Below are 18,723 nucleotides of genomic sequence, written 5' to 3' on the forward strand. Positions count from 1 at the left end.
GGGGCCCGGACGGGGCGGTGTGACCACAGGTGAAGGTCACGACACGCGCGGTCGCACCGCCGGATTCCTCGGGGGAACGGGAGGTCAAAAACGGAGATTAGGCCGCTGGTTGCCCCGATCCGGTGTGCTCTTGGTAACTTCCCGGTAAGGACCCGTTTCACTCTGCTCTCGCCTTCATAACAACTCCGTCCGTTGGTTAGATGTACATTCGGCCAGCGGATATCGTCCGGCTGCAGAACTCAGGTCGGTCCCGCGCGGAATGCGGTCCGCTGAGAGGGCGAAGGGGAGACTTTCTAGTGAAGCGCAGCAACGCAGCCAAGTTCGCGGCGGTCGCCGCCGCGGGCGTGCTCGCACTCACCGCGTGCGACAACGCGGCCGACGACGGTGCCAGCGGCGACGGCGGCGGCGACGGAGAGGTCTCCTCCGACCTCAAGGTCGGCCTGGCCTACGACGTCGGCGGTCGCGGTGACCGCTCCTTCAACGACTCCGCCTACCGGGGCCTGGAGCAGGCCGCCGAGGAGCTCGGCGTGGAGACCAACGACTTCGAGCCCGCCGACGGCGAGGCCGAGTCCGCCAAGGAGGAGCGCCTGGCGACCATGGCGGAGGAGGGCTATGACGTCATCATCGCCGTGGGCTTCGCCTACGACGCCTCCGTCCAGGCCGTGGCCCCCCAGTACCCCGAGGTCGACTTCGCGATCGTCGACTCCGAGATCGAGGGCATCGACAACGTCACCAGCCTCGTCTTCGCCGAGGAGCAGGCCTCCTTCCTCGCCGGTGCGGCCGCCGCGCTGACCACCGAAGAGGACCACGTCGGCTTCGTCGGCGGTGTCGAGACCCCGCTGATCCGCAAGTTCGAGGCGGGCTACGTCGCGGGCGTCCAGCACGTCAACGAGGACATCGAGGTGGAGATCAACTACCTCAGCCAGCCGCCGGACTTCGCCGGGTTCAACGACCCCGCCCAGGGCCGTGAGGCCGCCCAGGCCCAGTACGACCGCGGCGCGGACGTCATCTACCACGCCGCCGGAGCCTCGGGCAACGGCATCCTCCAGTCCGCCGTCGACAACGACTTCACCTTCATCGGCGTCGACAGCGACCAGTACGAGAACGCCGAGGAGGAGCAGAAGCCGTACGTCCTGACCTCCGCCATCAAGCAGGTCGACCTCTCGGTCTTCGAGCTCATCCGCACCGCCTCCGAGGGCGAGGTCGAGGCCGGGATCAAGCGCTTCGACCTCAGCGAGGGCGGCGTGGACTACACGCTGACCAACGAAGAGGCCATCGAGCCCATCAAGGACGAGCTCGACGAGCTCAAGCAGCAGATCATCGACGGTGAGATCGAGGTTCCCAGCCAGCCGTAACGGCCCTGGGACACTCCATGGAGCGGGCACCGGGCCCGCTCCGTGACCCGAACGAACACGGAGCCGGAGGGGCCACACCCCTTCGGCTCCGCCCGGTAGCCGCACCGCGACGAAGGCGTCCCGGCCGTGGCCGATCCCAGGCCCGTCCGCGCCCCGCCGCACATTCCCACAGAGGAGTCTGATGAGCAGCACGCCATCGGGCGGCGGGTCGAACGAACCCGCCGCCGTTGAGCTGCGCGGGATCACCAAACGTTTTCCCGGCGTCGTGGCCAACCACGACATCGACATCACCGTGGCTCCCGGTACCGTGCACGCCATCGTCGGCGAGAACGGGGCGGGCAAGTCCACGCTGATGAAGACCCTGTACGGCATGCACCGGCCGGACGAGGGCACCATCCACATCCGTGGCCAGGAGGTGCGCTTCCACTCGCCCTCCGACGCCATCAGGCACGGCATCGGCATGGTCCACCAACACTTCATGCTGGCCGACAACCTCACCGTCCTGGAGAACGTGGTCCTGGGCGCCGAGCGCAGGCACGGCATCGGCCGGAAGGCGCGGGCCCGCATCCAGGAGCTGTCCGCCCAGTACGGGCTCGGCGTCGACCCCGACCGCCTCATGGAGGACCTGGGCGTCGGTGACCGCCAGCGCGTGGAGATCCTCAAGGTGCTCTACCGGGGCGCCCAGACGATCATCCTGGACGAGCCCACCGCCGTGCTGGTGCCGCAGGAGGTCGACGAGCTGTTCGACAACCTGCGCGTGCTCAAGCGCGAGGGCCTCACGGTCATCTTCATCTCGCACAAGCTCGACGAGGTCCTGTCGGTCGCGGACGACATCACCGTCATCCGCCGCGGCACCACGGTGGCCACCGCCGACCCGCGCACGACCACGGCCCGCGAGCTGGCCACCCTCATGGTCGGCGGCGAACTGCCCGTGCCCGAGCTGCGCGAGTCCACCGTCACCGACAAGGTCGTGCTCTCCCTGACCGGGGTCACCATGCTCTCGTCCGAGGGCCGCCCCGTCGTCGACGACGTCACCCTCGACATCCGCGAGGGCGAGATCGTCGGCATCGCCGGGGTCGAGGGCAACGGCCAGTCCGAGCTCATCGAGGCCATCATGGGGATGCGCCGGGCCACCTCCGGCACCATCACCCTCGAAGAGAACGACATCACCCACTGGTCCACGCTGCGCATCCGCGAGGCCGGGGTGGGCTACATCCCCGAGGACCGCCACCGGCACGGCATCCTGCTGGAGTCCCCGCTCTGGGAGAACCGCGTCCTCGGCCACCAGACCCGGGAGCCCAGCGTCAACGGCGCCTGGATCAACCGGCCCGGCGCCCGCGCCGACTCCGAGCGCATCGTCTCCGAGTACGACGTGCGCACCCCCAACATCGACGTCATCGCGGACGCGCTGTCCGGGGGCAACCAGCAGAAGTTCATCATCGGCCGGGAGATGAGCGGGAACCCGCGCTTCCTGGTCGCCGCCCACCCCACCCGGGGCGTGGACGTGGGTGCGCAGTCGGCCATCTGGGAGCAGCTGCGCGAGGCCCGCGCCGCCGGGCTGGCCGTGCTGCTGATCTCCGCGGACCTCGACGAGCTCATCGGTATGTCCGACACACTCCACGTCATCCTGCGCGGCCGCCTGGTCGCGGAGGCGGACCCGACCAGCGTCACGCCCGAACAGCTCGGCTCCGCCATGACCGGCGCCGGACTGGGCGGCGCCGACGCGCACACAGAAGGTGACAGCGGTGCTGAGGGCGCCCACCGTAACGAGAGCGAGGGCGGCGCATGAGTGACACCGGACGCCGTACCGTCGCGGCACCGATCGTGATCCTCCTCGCGGTCGTCCTGGGCGGACTGGCCACCGTCGTCCTGGACCTGTTCCTGCTGTGGTGGGCCGCGCTCATCGTCGGCGTCGTCCTCGCCTTCGGTCTCGTGGCCGCCCTGGCCCCGATGACCCCCGACCGGGGACGGGCGGGCTCCGACGGCACCAAGGAAGAGGGCACGCCCCTCCACAAGATCCTCGTCGTCCCGATGGCCCTGGTGCTGTCGGTCGTGGGCGGCCTGGTCGCCGCGTGGATGCTGGACCTCTCGCTGATCGAGCCCGTGGCCGCCGCGCTGGGCGCGGTGGTCGGCTCGTTGCTCGCGTTCGCGCTCTTCCACCGCCTCTCCGCGATGATGGCGCTGTCCTTCGCCGCCGTCCTGACGGCGGGCGCGATCGCGATCGGCGTCACCGCCGCCGTCCTGTACTTCAGCGGCATCGCGCCGCTGCCCACCTTCGAGCGGATGCTGGAGTACGGCACCCGGCCCAACAGCCTGGTGCAGATCATCAACGACAGCACCACCTACTATCTGGCCGCCGTGGCCGTGGCGATCGGCTTCAAGATGAAGCTGTTCAACATCGGCGTGGACGGCCAGTACCGGCTCGCCGCGCTGTTGGCCGCCGCCGTCGGCGGCTACCTGGTGCTGCCGCCGGTGCTCAGCCAGTTCGTCGTCATCCTCACCGCCGTGGTGGTCGGCGGCGTGTGGGCGGGCATCGCCGGCTACCTCAAGGTGGCCCGCGGCGTGTCCGAGGTGATCTCCACGATCATGCTCAACGCGATCGCCACCGGCATCACCGCCTACCTGCTGAGCGAGGGCCGCCTCGCGGTCGAGATCAGCACCAACAACATCGGCACCCCGCCCATCCCCGAGTCCGGCTGGGTCCCGGGCATCCCGGCGACCTTCCTCGGGTCGGACCGGGAGATCTACGGTCTGATCCTGCTGTCCGTCGCGGTGGGCATCGGGTACTGGATCATGCTCAACCGCACGCGGTTCGGCTTCGAGCTGCGGGCCACCGGCCAGTCGCAGTCGGCGGCCGAGGCCAGCGGCGTGAACGTGAAGAAGATGGTCTTCCTGTCCATGCTCTTCTCGGGCATGGTCGCCGGTCTGGTGGGTCTGCCGCAGCTGCTGGGCAACTCCCACTACTACGCCCTCGACTTCCCGACGGGGATCGGCTTCATCGGCATCGCGATCGCGCTGCTGGGCCGCAACCACCCCGTGGGCATCGTCTTCGCCTCCCTGTTCTGGGCCTTCCTCACCCAGGCGGCGGGCATCCTGCCCTTCGACGGCATCCCCCAGGAGATCGCCGTCATCGCGCAGGCCACCATCGTCCTCACGGTCGTCGTGGTCTACGAGGTCGTGCACCGCTGGGGCCGCCGCTACCAGCAGCAGCAGATCGGCAGGCAGCTCGGCCGTACGACCGAGTCCACCCCGGAGCCCGCGGCCGTGTCCGACGGCGGCGCCTCCGACGGTCCCGTCAACGACGGCACCGACGACAAGCGCGGCGGGGAGGCACTGTGAGCCAGGAACTCAACGTGATGGAGCCGGTGACCAAGGCGTCCCGGCCCCGGGGGTGGTCGCGCTGGCGCGGCCTCACCCTGCTGATGGCGGTCTTCGTGTCCCTGGCGGGCCTGCGGGTCATCACCGGCCAGGACATGCTGACCGACGCGGGCACCGTCCGCACCACGCTGACCTTCGCGGTCCCGATCGGTCTGGCCGCCCTCGGCGGTCTGTGGGCCGAGCGCGCGGGCATCATCAACATCGGCCTCGAAGGCATGATGATCTTCGGGACGTGGTTCGGCGCCTACTTCGCGTGGAGCTTCAACGACCCCTGGATCGGCCTGCTGGCCGGGACCCTGGGCGGCATGCTCGGCGGCCTGGTCCACGCGGTGGCCACCGTGACCTTCGCGGTGGACCACATCGTGTCCGGTGTGGCGATCAACATCCTCGCCCTGGGCGCCATGCGCTACCTGTCGATCCTGGTCTACTCCGACATCCCCGGCGCCGGCGCGGCCCAGTCCCCGTCGGCCCCGTCGTTCCCGACCCTGAACCTGCCGTGGCTACCGGAGGCGCTCGCCCCGGTGGCCCAGAGCGGCATCTTCCTGGTCAGCGACCTGGCCGCGCTGGTCATCGGCCTCACCACCCGGATGTCGGCGCTGACCCTCATCGCCATCCTGCTGGTCCCGATCAGCTACCTGGTGCTGTGGAAGACCACCTTCGGCCTGCGGCTGCGCTCGGTCGGTGAGAACCCCGACGCCGCCGAGTCCCTCGGTGTGCCCGTGTACACGCTCAAGTACGTGGCCGTGATCATCTCCGGTGGTCTGGCCGGTATGGGCGGCGTGTTCCTGGCGATCGTCGCCTCCCAGATCTACCAGGAGGGGCAGACCGGCGGCCGGGGCTACATCGGTCTGGCCGCGATGATCTTCGGCAACTGGCGCCCGGGCGGCCTGGCCATGGGCGCGACCCTGTTCGGCTACACGGACGCGCTCCAGCTGCGCGGCGGCGGCGCGGCCATCCACGCGCTGCTGCTGCTCCTGGCCGTGGTCCTGCTCGTGGTGGCCGTGTGGCAGGTGCGCAAGGACCGCAAGGGCATCGCCGTGGCGGGTTTCCTCGCCGCGATCGTCCTGCTCTTCTGGTACTTCAGCACCGACTCGCTGCCGCGTGAGCTGGCGACCTACAGCCCGCACATCGCCACGCTGCTGGTGCTCTCGCTGGCCTCGCAACGGCTGCGCGCACCCGCCGGGATCGGAAAACAGTGGAGGGCGAGCAGGTCATGACCGCACAGGACGTGGACTGGGAGGCCCTCCGGGAGGCCGCCCGGGAGGCCATGGGGCACGCCTACGCGCCCTACTCGAACTACCCGGTGGGCGCGGCGGCACTGGTCGACGACGGCCGGGTGGTGAGCGGCTGCAACGTGGAGAACGCCTCCTACGGTGTGGGCCTGTGCGCCGAGTGCGGACTCGTCAGCGCCCTGCACGCCTCCGGCGGCGGTCGGCTGACCGCCTTCGCCTGCGTGGACGGCCAGGGCCGGACCCTGATGCCGTGCGGGCGCTGCCGCCAGCTCCTCTACGAACACGGCGGGCCGGACCTGCTGGTGGACACGCCCGAGGGCATCCTGCCCATGGAACGCGTGCTGCCCCAGGCCTTCGGACCGCACAACCTCGCCTGACGGGCGGAGGAACACCGGTCGTCTCCCCGGCCGCCGACCCACGGCGGCCGGGGAGTCGTCTTTTCGCACCACCTCTTCACGACGGAAGGAACATGACATGGACGTCATCGAGATCATCCGCGCCAAGCGAGACGGGGGACGCCTCTCCCCGGAGCAGATCGACTGGGTGATCGGGGCCTACACCCGTGGCGAGGTGGCCGAGGAGCAGATGGCGGCGCTGGCGATGGCGATCTTCCTGCGCGGCATGGACCGCGCGGAGGTGAGCCGCTGGACCGAGGCGATGCTCTCCTCCGGCGACCGGCTGGACTTCACCGACCTGGCCCGGCCCACCACGGACAAGCACTCCACCGGAGGCGTGGGCGACAAGATCACCCTCCCGCTCACCCCCACCGTGGCGGCCTGCGGAGCGGCCGTCCCGCAGCTGTCCGGGCGCGGGCTCGGACACACCGGCGGCACCCTCGACAAGCTGGAGTCCATCCCCGGGTGGCGGGCGTCGCTCTCCACCGAGGAGATGCGGAGGGTCATCACCGACACCGGCGGTGTGATCTGCGCGGCCGGGAGCGGACTGGCACCCGCCGACCGCAGGCTGTACGCCCTGCGCGACGTCACCGGCACCGTGGAGTCCATCCCGCTGATCGCCGCCTCCATCATGAGCAAGAAGCTCGCCGAGGGCACCGCCGCGCTGGTGCTGGACGTCAAGGTGGGTTCGGGGGCGTTCATGAAGGACGCCGACTCCGCCCGCGAACTGGCCCGCACCATGGTGGACATCGGCAACGACCACGGTGTCCGCACGGTCGCCCTGCTCACCGACATGGCCACGCCCCTGGGCCGCCAGGTCGGCAACGCCCTGGAGGTCGCGGAGTCGGTGGAGGTGCTCTCCGGCGGCGGCCCCGCCGACGTCGTGGAGCTCACCGTGGCGCTGGCCCGCGAGATGCTCGTCGCGGCGGGGATGACGCCCGGGGAGGACGGGGTGAAGGACCCCGCCGAGGCGCTGCGCGACGGCAGCGCGCTGGAGTCCTGGAAGGCGCTGGTGCGCGCCCAGGGCGGCGACCCGGACGCGCCGCTGCCCGTGGCGGCCGAGCGCCGCACCGTCCTGGCTCCGGCCAGCGGTGTGGTCACGCGGTTGGACGCCTACCAGGTGGGTCTGGCCGCGTGGCGTTTGGGAGCGGGCCGGGCCCGCAAGGAGGACGCGGTCTCCTTCGGCGCGGGGGTCACCCTGCACGCCAAGCCGGGCGAGGAGGTCACGGCGGGCGAACCGCTGTTCACCCTGCACGCGGACGAGCCCGAACGCTTCGACCGCGCCGCCCAGGCGCTGGAGGGCGCCCTCGACATCGGCGGCGCGGCCGAGCGGAGGCCGAACCCACTGGTCATCGACCGGGTCTCCTGACGCCCTAGTTCGGCATGGTCGGCATCATCTGCTGCGGGGCGGCGTCCGGCACCAGCAGGAACGCGGCGGCGGCGACGAGGACGAACAGGAAACCGACCACCGTCGTCGCCGTGGCGGACCAGCGCGCCCACAGGCTGGTTCCCCGGTTGAGCAGGGCCAGGGCCAGGGTGGAGGCGAGCACGGTGAGCAGTGCCACCGCGCCGCCCATCCACAGCTGGGCCTCGATCGAGCGGATCTGACCGCCCTCGATGGGCTGGCCGCCGAGCATGATCATGCTGGTGAGGAGCTCCAGCAGCTGGCCGGAGAAGATGGTGACGGCGAGCAGGGCCAGGCCCACGATGCTCAGGGTCTCGCTGGAGAAGGCGCCGCCGGGGCGGGGCTCGGTCTCGGTGACCTCGAACTCGTGGTCGTGGCCGACCTCCTCCTCGGTGGGTCCGCCCTCCGCGGTGTCGGTGTCGGCGGCCTCCGCCGTGCCGGGGGCCTCGGCGGGGTATCCCGGCTCGAACTTCGGCTGCGGCGAGCCCCCGCCGGTGCTCGTGGTGTTCTCGGGCTTGTTGTCTTCCGGTGCGGTACTCACGCGGCCAACGTACCCGCGTATCCGGATAAGCGGGACCTAAGAATCACCTGCTCAGGCCAGGGATACCGCCAATTTCCGGTCAGGCGCCGGGGGTCGGGGCGCTCAGCAGCACGTACGACAGCACGGTCAGCACGACGAACAGGAGCCCCACCAGCACGGTGGCGGCGGAGAGGCCGCGGACCCACGGGCCGGTCTCGGGGCCCGAGCGGAACAAGGCGGCGGCCGAGCACAGGACGGCCAGCGCGGAGAACAGTCCGGCGCCGGTGAGTTCGCCCTGGACCGCCGGGCTGAGGGAGCCCTCCGCGCCGATCAGGGTCTGCGTGTTGAAGATCCCGATCAGTTGGGTGGACAGCAGGGTGGTGGCCAGCAGGAGGAGGCCGGTCACGCTGAGGGTCCCGGGGCCGAACAGGGGGGCGCGGCGCGGGGCGGGCTTGCCTTCGAGGAACGCCTCGGAGGCGGGTGAGGACACCGAGGACGCGGGGGCCTCGGGGGTGGGGCCGGGCTCGGGCGTCTGGGTGGACTCCGAGGTCTCGTCGGGGGATGCGGGGGACGCGGTGTCTTCTGAGGAGGTACTCACGCGCGCCAAAATACCCCGCGTCCGCCCCGATACGTGGCGCCGCAACCGGTTGACTGCGGCCGGTTCCGGCCATTTCGCCCGGGAGTGCCCTTCAGGGGAAAAACAATCACGGGTGCTTGTTCTTTTCTGTGTCCGGTGTCACCCTCGTTCCCATGACCGCTACAGCAGCCCCCTCTCTGTGGATCGGGAACGCCTCGGGCTTCTACGGTGACCGCCTCGCCGCCGTCCACGAGATGCTCACCGAAGGCCCCGTCGACGTGCTCACCGGTGACTACCTGGCCGAACTCACGATGGCCATCCTCGGCCGCGACCAGCTGGCCGACCCGAGCCGGGGCTACGCCCGCACCTTCCTGCGGCAGATGCGCGAGTGCCTGGCCACCGTCATGGAACGCCGGGTCCGCGTGGTCACCAACGCGGGCGGCCTCAACCCCCGGGGCCTGGCCGACCGCCTCACCGAACTCGCGGACAGCCTCGGCTTCGAGCCCCGGATCGCCTGCGTCACCGGGGACGACCTGCTGTACCGGGCCGAGGAACTCCACCTCGGCACCCCCCTCACCGCCAACGCCTACCTGGGCGCCTTCGGGATCGCCCGGTGCCTGGACGCGGGGGCCGACATCGTCGTCACCGGTCGCGTCACCGACGCCTCCCTGACCGTGGGCCCCGCCATCTCCCACTTCGGCTGGACCCGGGACGACGTCGACGCCCTCGCCGGGGCGACCGCCGCCGGGCACGTCATCGAGTGCGGCGCCCAGGCCACCGGCGGGAACTACGCCCTGCCGGGCGAGCTCGCCGGGCGCGACCTGGACCACCCCGGGTTCCCGATCGCGGAGGTCTCCGCCGACGGCACCTCGGTGATCACCAAGCACCCCGGTTCCGGCGGCGCGGTCACCGTGGGCACCGTCACCGCACAGCTCGTCTACGAGATCCGGGGCGCCCGCTACCCCGGCCCCGACGTCACCACCCGCCTGGACACCGTCCGGCTCGACCAGGAGGCCGAGGACCGGGTACGGATCAGCGGGGTCACCGGGGAGGCCCCGCCGCCCGACCTCAAGGTCGGCCTCACCGGGATCAGCGGCTTCCGCAACGAGGTCGAGTTCCTCGTCACCGGCCTGGACGCCCGGGACAAGGCGGCCCGGGCCGAACGCCAGCTGCGCGCCGCCCTGGCCCGACGGGGGCCCGCCGACCTCCGGTTCGAGTTCGTCCCGGCCCGCGACCCCCACGGGGACACCCAGGACGACGCCACCGCCCGGCTGCGCGTGGTCGCCCGGGACCACGACCCCGCCGTCATCGGACGCCGCTTCGGCGCCGCCGCCGTGGAGCTGGCCCTCGCCAGCTACGCCGGGTTCCACATGACCGCGCCGCCCCGCGACGCCCGCCCCGACGGGGTCACCGTCACCCACGCGCTGGTCCCCGCCGCCGAGGTCGAGCACACCGTCATCACCCCGGACGGGGAACGCGAGCACGTTCCGCACCCCGGGCACACCAGGGCGCTCAGGGAGGTCCCCGAACCCCCGCTCCCCGCGCCCCCGCCCGACGGACCGACCCGACTCGTCCCCCTGGGCCTGGTGCTGGGCGCGCGCAGCGGTGACAAGGGCGCCGACGCCAACGTGGGCGTGTGGGCCACCTCGGACGAGGGCTGGCGCTGGCTGGCCCACACCCTCACCGCGGACACCCTGCGCGAGCTCCTCCCCGAGACCGCCGACCTCCGGGTCACCCGCCACCTGCTGCCCGGACTGCGGGCCGCCAACTTCTGGATCGAGGGGATCCTCGCGACCGGCTCCGCCCGCCGCGAAGGGCTGGATCCCCAGGCCAAGGGGCTCGGTGAGTGGCTGCGCGCCCGCCGCCTCCCCGTCCCCGAGTCCCTGCTCCCCGAGATCCCGTTGCCCGAGACCCCGCGACCCGAGGAGGGCCCTTGAGCGTCCTGACCTCCGGACTCGACACCCGGAGCCCGGCCTACGCCGAGGCCAGAGACACCATGCTCGCCAAGCTGGCCGAGCTCGACACCGAACACGCCAAGGCCCTGGCCGGAGGCGGTGAACGCTACGTGGAGCGACACCGGGCCCGAGGCGGGCTGCTGGCCCGGGAACGGATCGAACTCCTCCTCGACGAGGGCAGCCCCTTCCTCGAACTGTCCCCGCTGGCCGCCTGGGGGAGCGACTTCCACGTGGGCGCCAGCGTGGTCACCGGGGTGGGAGTCGTCTCGGGCGTCGAGTGCGTGGTCGTCGCCAACGACCCCACCGTGCGCGGCGGCTCCAGCAACCCCTGGACCCTGCGCAAGTCCCAGCGCGCCGGGGAGATCGCGGAACGCAACCGGATGCCCATGATCAGCCTCGTGGAGTCGGGCGGCGCGGACCTGCCCACGCAGAAGGAGATCTTCATCCCCGGCGGCGGCACCTTCCGCCACCTCACCCAGCTGTCCGCCGCCGGGATCCCCACCATCGCCCTGGTCTTCGGCAACTCCACCGCGGGCGGCGCCTACGTTCCCGGCATGAGCGACCACGTGGTCATGGTCCGGGACCGCTCCAAGGTCTTCCTCGGCGGCCCGCCCCTGGTCAAGGCGGCCACCGGTGAGGAGAGCGACGACGAGTCGCTGGGCGGCGCGCGCATGCACGCCGAGGTCTCCGGCCTCGCCGACCACCTGGCCGAGGACGAGCACGACGCGATCCGTCTCGGCCGCCGCATCGTGGCCCGCCTCAACCACACCAAGGCCGGACCCGCCCCCGCCGGGGAGGTCCGCGAACCCCTCCTGCCCGCCGAGGAGCTCCTGGGGATCATGCCGCCCGACCTCAAGGTCCCGGTGGATCCGCGCGAGGTCATCGCGCGCGTGGTGGACGGCTCGGAGTTCGACGAGTTCAAACCGTCCTACGGGCCGGGCCTGGTCACCGGCTGGGCCACCCTGCACGGGTACCCGGTCGGCCTCCTGGCCAACGACAACGGCGTGCTGTTCAGCGCCGAGGCGCAGAAGGCCACCCAGTTCATCCAGCTCGCCAACCGCTCCCACACCCCGCTGGTGTTCCTGCACAACACCACCGGCTACATGGTCGGCGCGGAGTACGAGCAGGGCGGGATCATCAAGCACGGCTCGATGATGATCAACGCCGTCTCCAACAGCACCGTCCCGCACTTCTCCGTGCTCATCGGCGCCTCCTACGGCGCCGGGCACTACGGCATGTGCGGGCGCGCCTACGACCCCCGCTTCCTCTTCTCCTGGCCCAGCGCGCGCTCCGCCGTCATGGGGCCCAAACAGCTGGCGGAGGTCGTCTCGATCGTCTCGCGCGCCTCCGCCGCCAAGAAGGGGCAGCCCTACGACGACGACCAGGACGCCGCCATGCGGGAGCTGATCGAGCACCAGATCGAGGCCGAGTCCCTGCCGACCTTCCTGTCCGGCCGGGTCTACGACGACGGCGTCATCGACCCCCGCGACACCCGCACCGTCCTCGGGCTGTGCCTGTCCTTCGCCAGCAACGCACCGGTACGCGGCACCGACCGCTTCGGTGTCTTCCGAATGTGAGAAGGGGAAGGACCATGACCCCCACCCGTCCCATCAGCACCCTGCTCATCGCCAACCGGGGCGAGATCGCCCGCCGGATCATCCGCACCTGCCGGACCCTCGGCGTGGCCACCGTCGCCGTGCACGCCCCCGGCGAGGAGGACGCCGCGCACGTACGGGAGGCCGACACCGCCGTGCGCCTGCCCGTCCCCGAGGGGCGCGGCCCCGTCGACGCCTATCTCGACCCCGACGCACTCGTGGCCGCCGCCCGCTCCGCCGGGGCCGACGCCGTCCACCCCGGTTACGGCTTCCTCTCCGAGAACGCCGCCTTCACGCGCGCCGTCGTCGACGCCGGGCTGACCTGGGTCGGGCCCTCCGCCGAGGCGGTCGAGCAGATGGGCTCCAAGACCCTCGCCAAGAAGGTGGCCCGTGACGCCGGGGTACCGGTCGCGGACGCCCTCGACCCCGCCGACGTCCGCGCCGAACACCTCCCCGTCCTGGTCAAGGCGGTGTCCGGGGGTGGCGGACGCGGCATGCGCGTGGTCCGCGACCTCGACTCCCTCGCGGTCGAGGCCGAGACCGCCCGCTCCGAGGCCGCCTCCGCCTTCGGTGACCCCACGGTGTTCTGCGAGCCCTACGTGGAACGCGGCCGCCACGTGGAGGTGCAGATCCTCGCGGACCGCCACGGCACGGTCTGGGCGCTGGGCGAGCGCGACTGCTCGGCGCAGCGCCGCCACCAGAAGGTCCTGGAGGAGGCGCCCGCTCCCGGGCTGCCGGAGGAGACCCGCCAGCGACTGCACCGGGCCGCCCGCGACCTCGCCGCCGCCATCGGCTACACGGGGGCCGGAACGGCCGAGTTCCTGGTCCCGGTGGCGGACGGCGGCCTGGGGGAACCGGTCTTCCTGGAGATGAACACCCGCCTCCAGGTGGAGCACCCCGTCACCGAGTGCGTCACCGGGCTCGACCTGGTGGAGTGGCAGCTGCGGATCGCGGAGGGCGAGCCGCTGCCCGACACCGGGCCGCCCGCTCCGCGCGGCCACGCCGTGGAGGCCCGCCTGTACGCCGAGGACCCCCGCGACGACTGGCGGCCCCGCACCGGCACGCTGCACGCCTTCGACGTCCCCGCCGCCGACGTCTCCTTCGCGCCGCTCACCACACCCGGGGTGCGCCTCGACCACGGGGTGGAGGCGGGCGACACCGTCGGCACCGACTTCGACCCCATGCTCGCCAAGGTCATCGCCTACGGCCGCGACCGCCGCGACGCCCTGCGCCGCCTGTCCGCCGCCCTCGCCCACGCACGCGTGCACGGGGTGGGAACCAACCGGGACCTGCTCGTCCGCGCCCTGCGCCACCCGGACCTCACGGAGGCCGAGCGGCGGCCCGAACGGCTCCACACCGGCCTGCTGACCGGCGACCGCCTCACCGAGCTCGCCCGCCCCCTCGCGGACCCCGACACCGAGGATCTGGCCGCGCTCGCCGCGTCCCTGGCCTCGGTCGAGGCCACCCGGGGGAGCGGCGTCCTGCCGCCGGGCGTCCCGGCCGGGTGGCGCAACCTGCCCTCGGCTCCGCACCTGCGGCGCCACACCACACCCGACGGACGCGGGACCACCTCCTCCTTCCGCTCGGTGCGCGGCGCCCACCTGCCCGAACGGGAGGGGGTCCGGGTGCTCTCGGCCACGGCCGCGCACGTGGTGCTGGAGGTGGACGGGCTGCGGCGCGCCTTCGACGTGTACGCAACCCGCCCCGGCCGCACGGACGTGTACGTCGAGTCCGCCCTGGGCGCGGTCACCCTCACCCCCGTCGACCCGCTCCCCGAACCCGAGCCCACCGTCGACCCCGGCGCGCTGCCCGCGCCCCTGCCCGGCACCGTCACCGCCGTGGACGTCGCGGTGGGGGACCGGGTCCGGGAGGGGCAGACCCTGCTGCGTATGGAGGCGATGAAGATGGAGCACCGCGTCACCGCCCCCGCCGCCGGGACCGTGCGGGAACTGCCCGTCGGCGCGGGGGACCGGGTCCCGGCCGGGGCCCCACTGGCCGTCCTCGACCACACCGACAACGAAGGGCCTGATCAGTGACTGGTGCCATGACCTTCAACGAACCGCCCGAACGCGTCGAGCTCCGGGCCGCCGTCTCGGACCTCGCCGCCAAGTACGGGTCCGAGTACTACCGGGCCAGGGCCAAGGAGGGCGCCTACCTCACCGAACTGTGGAAGGAGGCGGGCGGGCTCGGCTACCTGGGCGTGAACATCCCGGAGGAGCACGGGGGCGGGGGCGGCGGCATCGGTGACCTCGCCGCCGTCCTGGAGGAGTTCAGCGCGGCGGGCTGCCCCACCCTGATGATGGTGGTCTCCCCGGCGATCTGCGGCACCGTCCTGTCCCGCTTCGGCACCCCCGAACAGCGCGACCGCTGGCTGCCCGGGCTGGCCAGCGGCGCGTCCATCATGGCCTTCGCCATCACCGAACCCGACGCCGGATCCAACTCGCACCGCATCACCACCACCGCGCGCCGGGACGGTGACGGGTGGGTGCTGAACGGTCAGAAGACCTTCATCTCCGGGGTGGACGTCGCCGACGCCGTCCTCGTGGTCGGGCGCGTCCAGGACGAGGACACCGGACGCCTCTCGGCCGCCCTGTTCGTCGTCCCCACCGGAACCCCCGGGTTCACGGCCCAGCGCATCGAGATGGACCTGGTCAGCCCCGACCACCAGTTCCAGCTCTTCCTGGACGACGTCCGGCTGCCCGCCGACGCCCTGGTCGGCGACCCCGAGGCCGGGCTCCTCCAGCTCTTCGCCGGGCTCAACCCCGAACGCATCATGGCCGCCTCCCTGGCCACGGGGAGCGCCCGCCACGCCCTCGACAAGGCCGTCGCCTACGCCAAGGAGCGGACCGTGTGGCGCGACCGTCCCATCGGCACCCACCAGGGCCTGGCCCACCCGCTGGCGCAGGTGAAGATCGAGATGGAGCAGGCCCGCCTGATGACCCAGCACGCGGCGCTCCGCTACGATTCCGGCGACGACGCGGGTGCCGGTGAGGCCGCCAACATGGCCAAGTACGCCGCCGCCGAGGCGTGCGTACGGTCGGTGGACCAGGCCGTGCAGACCCTCGGCGGCAACGGTCTGGCCAGCGGGTACGGCCTGGGGTCGGCGATCGCCGCCGCCAGGCTGGCGCGGATCGCCCCGGTGAGCCGGGAGATGGTCCTCAACTACGTGGCCCAGCAGTCCCTCGGGCTGCCCAAGTCGTACTGACACGGAGAGAAGGGGCGCGCGGTGGGTACGGCATCCGATCGGGAGCCGAGACAGGAACGCAGCCGGGCCACGCGGGCCCGGCTGCTCGGCGCGGCCGTGGAGTGCCTGGCCGAACGCGGCGTGGCCGGGGCCACCGTGGGCGCCGTCGCGCACCGCGCGGGGGTGTCCCGGGGCGCCGCCCAGCACCACTTCCCCACCCGCGAGGACCTGCTGCTCGCCGCGCTGCGGCACATGGTGGACGGTCGCGGTGCCGAACTGCGCCGCCGCGTCGAGGCGGTCCCGGAGGGTCCGGGCCGCACCGAGGCCGTCGTCCAGATGGTGGTGGACGCCTTCAGCGGCAACGGCTTCAACGCCGCCCTCCAGCTGTGGGCCGGGGCCGCCAGCGACCCCGCGCTGCGCGCACGCGTCATCCCGCTGGAGGAGCAGGTGGGGCGGCAGGTGCACCGCGCGGTCGTGGAGCTGCTGGGCGCCGACGAGTCCGTGCCCGGGACCCGGGAGGCGGTCCAGGCCACCCTGGACCTCGCCCGGGGGCTGGGTCTGGCCAACCTCCTCACCGACGACGGCCCCCGTCGGCGCCGTGTCGTCCGCCAGTGGGCCGCCATGCTCGACCGGGCCCTGGAGGCGGGGCGGTAGGTTCGTCGGGTGACCGCCTAGCCGCCCGGCGTGGCGGGCGATTATGATCGAAGTCGTTGGTCGGGGGACCGACCCCGACAGTTCCTCACAACAGTTCTGCGGACAGGGCGGTGGACCGGTGGGTGCGGATGCGGGCAGGGACCTTCCCGGCCTGGCCAGACGGGCGGTGGACGCGTTCACGGAGAGCGCCGCGCGCGGCAGGGACCGCGACGCCCTCATGGACACCGCGTTCGCGCGGCTCTTCGACCTCTACCAGGCCACGACCGAGGCCGAACGCGGCTCCCCGGCCGGGCAGGGCTTCAACGCCGCCCTCTCCGAGCTCCTCGTGAGCGGAAACAACCCGATCCGGCTCAGCCTGTACGTGGTGCGCAGCCAGACCGCCGCCGAGAACGGTCGGCATGAGGGGTACCGTCCGGCCTGCTGGCGCCGCTCCATGATCCAGATCCTCGGTGACGCGTTCGTGCCGCTGGAGAGCTTCCTGCGGCCCATCGACCTCGACGCGCTCCCGCGTATCGACGACGCACTGGAGGCGGTGGCGGCCGACGCCAGCCCCGCGACCGTCGAGGAGGTCCCCGCCTGGGTGCCGGAGACGCACTGGTGGTGGTGGGAACCGGCGCGCCAGCGCGGTGAGGAGACCCCCTCGCACACCCGCGCCGACAGCGGCACCCTGGACGCCGTCAGCGACTGACCGGCGGTTCGCGCAGGGAGTCGAAGCCGCCCCGGGCCGGTACCAGGTGGACCTCACCGGGCCGGGCGGTGTCCACCGTCTCCTGGAGGTGGAGCATGAGCAGGGCGAAGGCCTCGGCCAGTCCCTCGTCGCGCCGGGTGCCGAACGCCGCCACCGCGTCTTCGACCAGGTCCCGCAGCCGTGCGGCCAGGGTGGGCGGGTCCAGGTGCAGGAGCATCGGCTCCTCCAGTTCGCGGCCCTGGAAGCAGGTGATCCGGATCCCGCGCTCCCCGGGCAGGACCTCGGCCCGGCTGGCGGCGCGGTAGGTGACCGGTGCGCCGAGCCCGCCGGGCTGGACGGTCGTCTCCGTGCCCTCGGTGAGCTCCCTGACCAGCCAGTCCCAGGTCTTGCTCTCGTCCATGCCCCCATGGTCACCCCTGGTGGGGCGGTGGCGCCAGAGGCGGGAGGTCGCGGATTCAGCGCACGCCCCTGATCCCCCAGACGGTCGCCGCGCCCAGCAGGGAGACGAGCCCGCAGATCGTGTAGAGCACCGGGTAGCCGCCCAGGTGGACGACGATCGGACCGGCCAGGGCGGGGGCGATCACCTGCGGTCCCGTGCTGGCGACGTTGACGATGCCCAGGTCCTTGGCGCGCCCCTCGGCGGCCGGGAGCACCTCGGTGACCAGCGCGCCGTCCACGGACAGGAAGACACCGAACCCCACTCCCAGGACCACGGCGCAGACCACCACCGCCGTCCAGGTGGGCGTGAACGCCAGCCCGAAGGCGGGCAGACCCATCATCACCCCGGCGAGGGCGACCATGCCGCGCCGTCTCCCGATCCGGTCGGAGACCGCTCCCGCGACCACGGTGGTGGCCACGACCGCCGCCGTGTAGACGAGGATCAGCGTGAGCAGCCCGTCCGAGGCGGAGGAGCCGGGGAACAGGTCCTCGTACCCGACGGCGTCGCGCAGGAAGTAGAGCAGGTAGAGGACGAACATCGCGTTGCCGGTGCCGATGAGGAACCGGGTGAGGAAGGCCCAGGCGAAGTCCGGGTGCCTCCGGGGCGACACCCACAGGCTCCGGGCGAGGTCGCGCCAGGGCGGTCGGTGCTCCCGGGGGAGGGGAGGGTCGGGGGACAGGAGCGCGAAGGGCAGGGCGCACGCGAGGGTGAGGACGCCGATGAGCGTGTACCCGGGGGCCACCTCGGTGACGACCACGGTGACCAGCACGACCGCCGCCACGACGCCGGCCGACTGCGGGACGCCGATCCAGCCCGAGACCGCGCCGCGCTGGCTGCGGGGGACGTGGTCCGGGACGGCGGCGAGCAGCGTGGCGTTCAGGCAGGACAGGGCGGTCTGCACGAACGACCAGCCCAGCAGGACGCCCACGACGCTCTCCTGGGTGCCGAGGACGACCAGTCCGGCCGCGCCGAGCAGGGCCCCGGCCAGGACCCAGGGCCGACGTCGGCCGAGGGGGCCGGTGGTGCGGTCGGACAGGGCTCCGGCCAGCGGGGTGGCGACCATGGCCATGGCCGCTCCGACACCGGTGACCCAGGCCAGGACGGTCTCCTTGTCGGCGGGGCTGATCCGGCCGATCTGCTCGGGGAGCAGGACCTGGAGGGGGCCGAAGAAGGCCATCCACATGCCGAGGTTGGCGAGGCTGATCCCGGCCACCCACAGGGCGCGGACGTCACGTGTGGGTTCGGCGAGGGCCGGGGGAGGCGGCGCCGGGGGTGTGCGCACAGTGTGACCCACCTAACATGAGAGTAGTTCATGTTAGTCCAGTCGCGGCGCCCGGGGAAGGGGC

The 18,723-nt window shown here is 72.3% G+C and carries 16 protein-coding genes; 12 read left to right on the forward strand and 4 right to left on the reverse strand.

The window, feature by feature from the left end; genetic code table 11:
• Window positions 1–296 precede the first annotated feature (296 nt).
• The 6 genes from AC0VYM_RS09080 (at window position 297) to AC0VYM_RS09105 (ending at window position 7,729) form a co-directional block, all read left to right on the forward strand.
• Window positions 297–1,355 carry a BMP family lipoprotein gene (locus AC0VYM_RS09080; RefSeq protein ID WP_475460980.1) on the forward strand — a complete coding sequence of 353 codons (1,059 nt, stop codon included), beginning with the start codon at window positions 297–299 and terminating at the stop codon, window positions 1,353–1,355.
• A gap of 181 nt (window positions 1,356–1,536) precedes the next feature.
• Entirely contained in the window at window positions 1,537–3,144 is a 1,608-nt protein-coding gene (locus AC0VYM_RS09085; protein ID WP_475460983.1) for an ABC transporter ATP-binding protein, read from the forward strand.
• Complete coding sequence (locus AC0VYM_RS09090) at window positions 3,141–4,694, forward strand: ABC transporter permease (RefSeq protein WP_475460985.1); 1,554 nt, start codon at window positions 3,141–3,143, stop codon at window positions 4,692–4,694. The genes AC0VYM_RS09085 and AC0VYM_RS09090 overlap by 4 nt, the downstream gene beginning before the upstream one ends.
• A complete protein-coding gene (locus tag AC0VYM_RS09095) occupies window positions 4,691–5,950 on the forward strand; it encodes an ABC transporter permease (RefSeq protein ID WP_475460988.1) in 1,260 nt (419 codons plus the stop codon). The genes AC0VYM_RS09090 and AC0VYM_RS09095 overlap by 4 nt, the downstream gene beginning before the upstream one ends.
• Entirely contained in the window at window positions 5,929–6,342 is a 414-nt protein-coding gene (locus AC0VYM_RS09100; protein ID WP_475460990.1) for a cytidine deaminase, read from the forward strand. The genes AC0VYM_RS09095 and AC0VYM_RS09100 overlap by 22 nt, the downstream gene beginning before the upstream one ends.
• Window positions 6,343–6,439: 97 nt before the next feature.
• Complete coding sequence (locus AC0VYM_RS09105) at window positions 6,440–7,729, forward strand: thymidine phosphorylase (RefSeq protein ID WP_475460993.1); 1,290 nt, start codon at window positions 6,440–6,442, stop codon at window positions 7,727–7,729.
• Between the two features lie 4 nt (window positions 7,730–7,733).
• Here the strand turns inward: AC0VYM_RS09105 and AC0VYM_RS09110 are convergent, their stop codons facing one another.
• Window positions 7,734–8,306: a hypothetical protein gene (locus AC0VYM_RS09110; RefSeq protein ID WP_475460996.1), complete on the reverse strand. Its 573-nt coding sequence runs from the start codon at window positions 8,304–8,306 to the stop codon at window positions 7,734–7,736.
• Between the two features lie 79 nt (window positions 8,307–8,385).
• Window positions 8,386–8,883, reverse strand: a complete 498-nt coding sequence (locus tag AC0VYM_RS09115) for a hypothetical protein (protein ID WP_475460999.1) — start codon at window positions 8,881–8,883, stop codon at window positions 8,386–8,388.
• A 152-nt stretch (window positions 8,884–9,035) separates the two neighbouring features.
• Between AC0VYM_RS09115 and AC0VYM_RS09120 the strand changes: the two genes are divergently transcribed.
• From AC0VYM_RS09120 to AC0VYM_RS09145, 6 genes are all read left to right on the forward strand, one after another.
• On the forward strand, window positions 9,036–10,799 hold the full coding sequence (locus AC0VYM_RS09120; RefSeq protein ID WP_475461001.1) for an acyclic terpene utilization AtuA family protein: 1,764 nt from the start codon (window positions 9,036–9,038) through the stop codon (window positions 10,797–10,799).
• Window positions 10,796–12,394 carry an acyl-CoA carboxylase subunit beta gene (locus tag AC0VYM_RS09125; RefSeq protein ID WP_475461004.1) on the forward strand — a complete coding sequence of 533 codons (1,599 nt, stop codon included), beginning with the start codon at window positions 10,796–10,798 and terminating at the stop codon, window positions 12,392–12,394. Before AC0VYM_RS09120 ends, AC0VYM_RS09125 begins: the two co-directional genes overlap by 4 nt.
• A gap of 14 nt (window positions 12,395–12,408) precedes the next feature.
• Complete coding sequence (locus AC0VYM_RS09130) at window positions 12,409–14,448, forward strand: acetyl/propionyl/methylcrotonyl-CoA carboxylase subunit alpha (RefSeq protein ID WP_475461007.1); 2,040 nt, start codon at window positions 12,409–12,411, stop codon at window positions 14,446–14,448.
• An 8-nt stretch (window positions 14,449–14,456) separates the two neighbouring features.
• The gene (locus AC0VYM_RS09135; RefSeq protein ID WP_475461010.1) at window positions 14,457–15,617 is read left to right on the forward strand and encodes an acyl-CoA dehydrogenase family protein; all 1,161 of its coding nucleotides are present in this window, start codon (window positions 14,457–14,459) and stop codon (window positions 15,615–15,617) included.
• A 21-nt stretch (window positions 15,618–15,638) separates the two neighbouring features.
• Window positions 15,639–16,250 (forward strand): TetR/AcrR family transcriptional regulator, encoded by a 612-nt coding sequence (locus AC0VYM_RS09140; protein WP_475461012.1) that lies wholly within the window; start codon window positions 15,639–15,641, stop codon window positions 16,248–16,250.
• Window positions 16,251–16,416: 166 nt separating this feature from the next.
• On the forward strand, window positions 16,417–16,938 hold the full coding sequence (locus AC0VYM_RS09145; RefSeq protein ID WP_475461015.1) for a hypothetical protein: 522 nt from the start codon (window positions 16,417–16,419) through the stop codon (window positions 16,936–16,938).
• On the opposite strand, the gene AC0VYM_RS09150 is transcribed toward AC0VYM_RS09145, so the two are convergent.
• Together AC0VYM_RS09150 and AC0VYM_RS09155 are read right to left on the reverse strand one after the other, a co-directional pair.
• Window positions 16,928–17,338 carry a hypothetical protein gene (locus AC0VYM_RS09150; protein WP_475461017.1) on the reverse strand — a complete coding sequence of 137 codons (411 nt, stop codon included), beginning with the start codon at window positions 17,336–17,338 and terminating at the stop codon, window positions 16,928–16,930. The genes AC0VYM_RS09145 and AC0VYM_RS09150 overlap by 11 nt on opposite strands.
• Window positions 17,339–17,393: 55 nt before the next feature.
• Window positions 17,394–18,659: an MFS transporter gene (locus AC0VYM_RS09155; RefSeq protein ID WP_475461020.1), complete on the reverse strand. Its 1,266-nt coding sequence runs from the start codon at window positions 18,657–18,659 to the stop codon at window positions 17,394–17,396.
• Window positions 18,660–18,723 lie beyond the last annotated feature (64 nt).

The sequence above is a fragment of the Nocardiopsis sp. iso_237 genome, assembly GCF_056173345.1.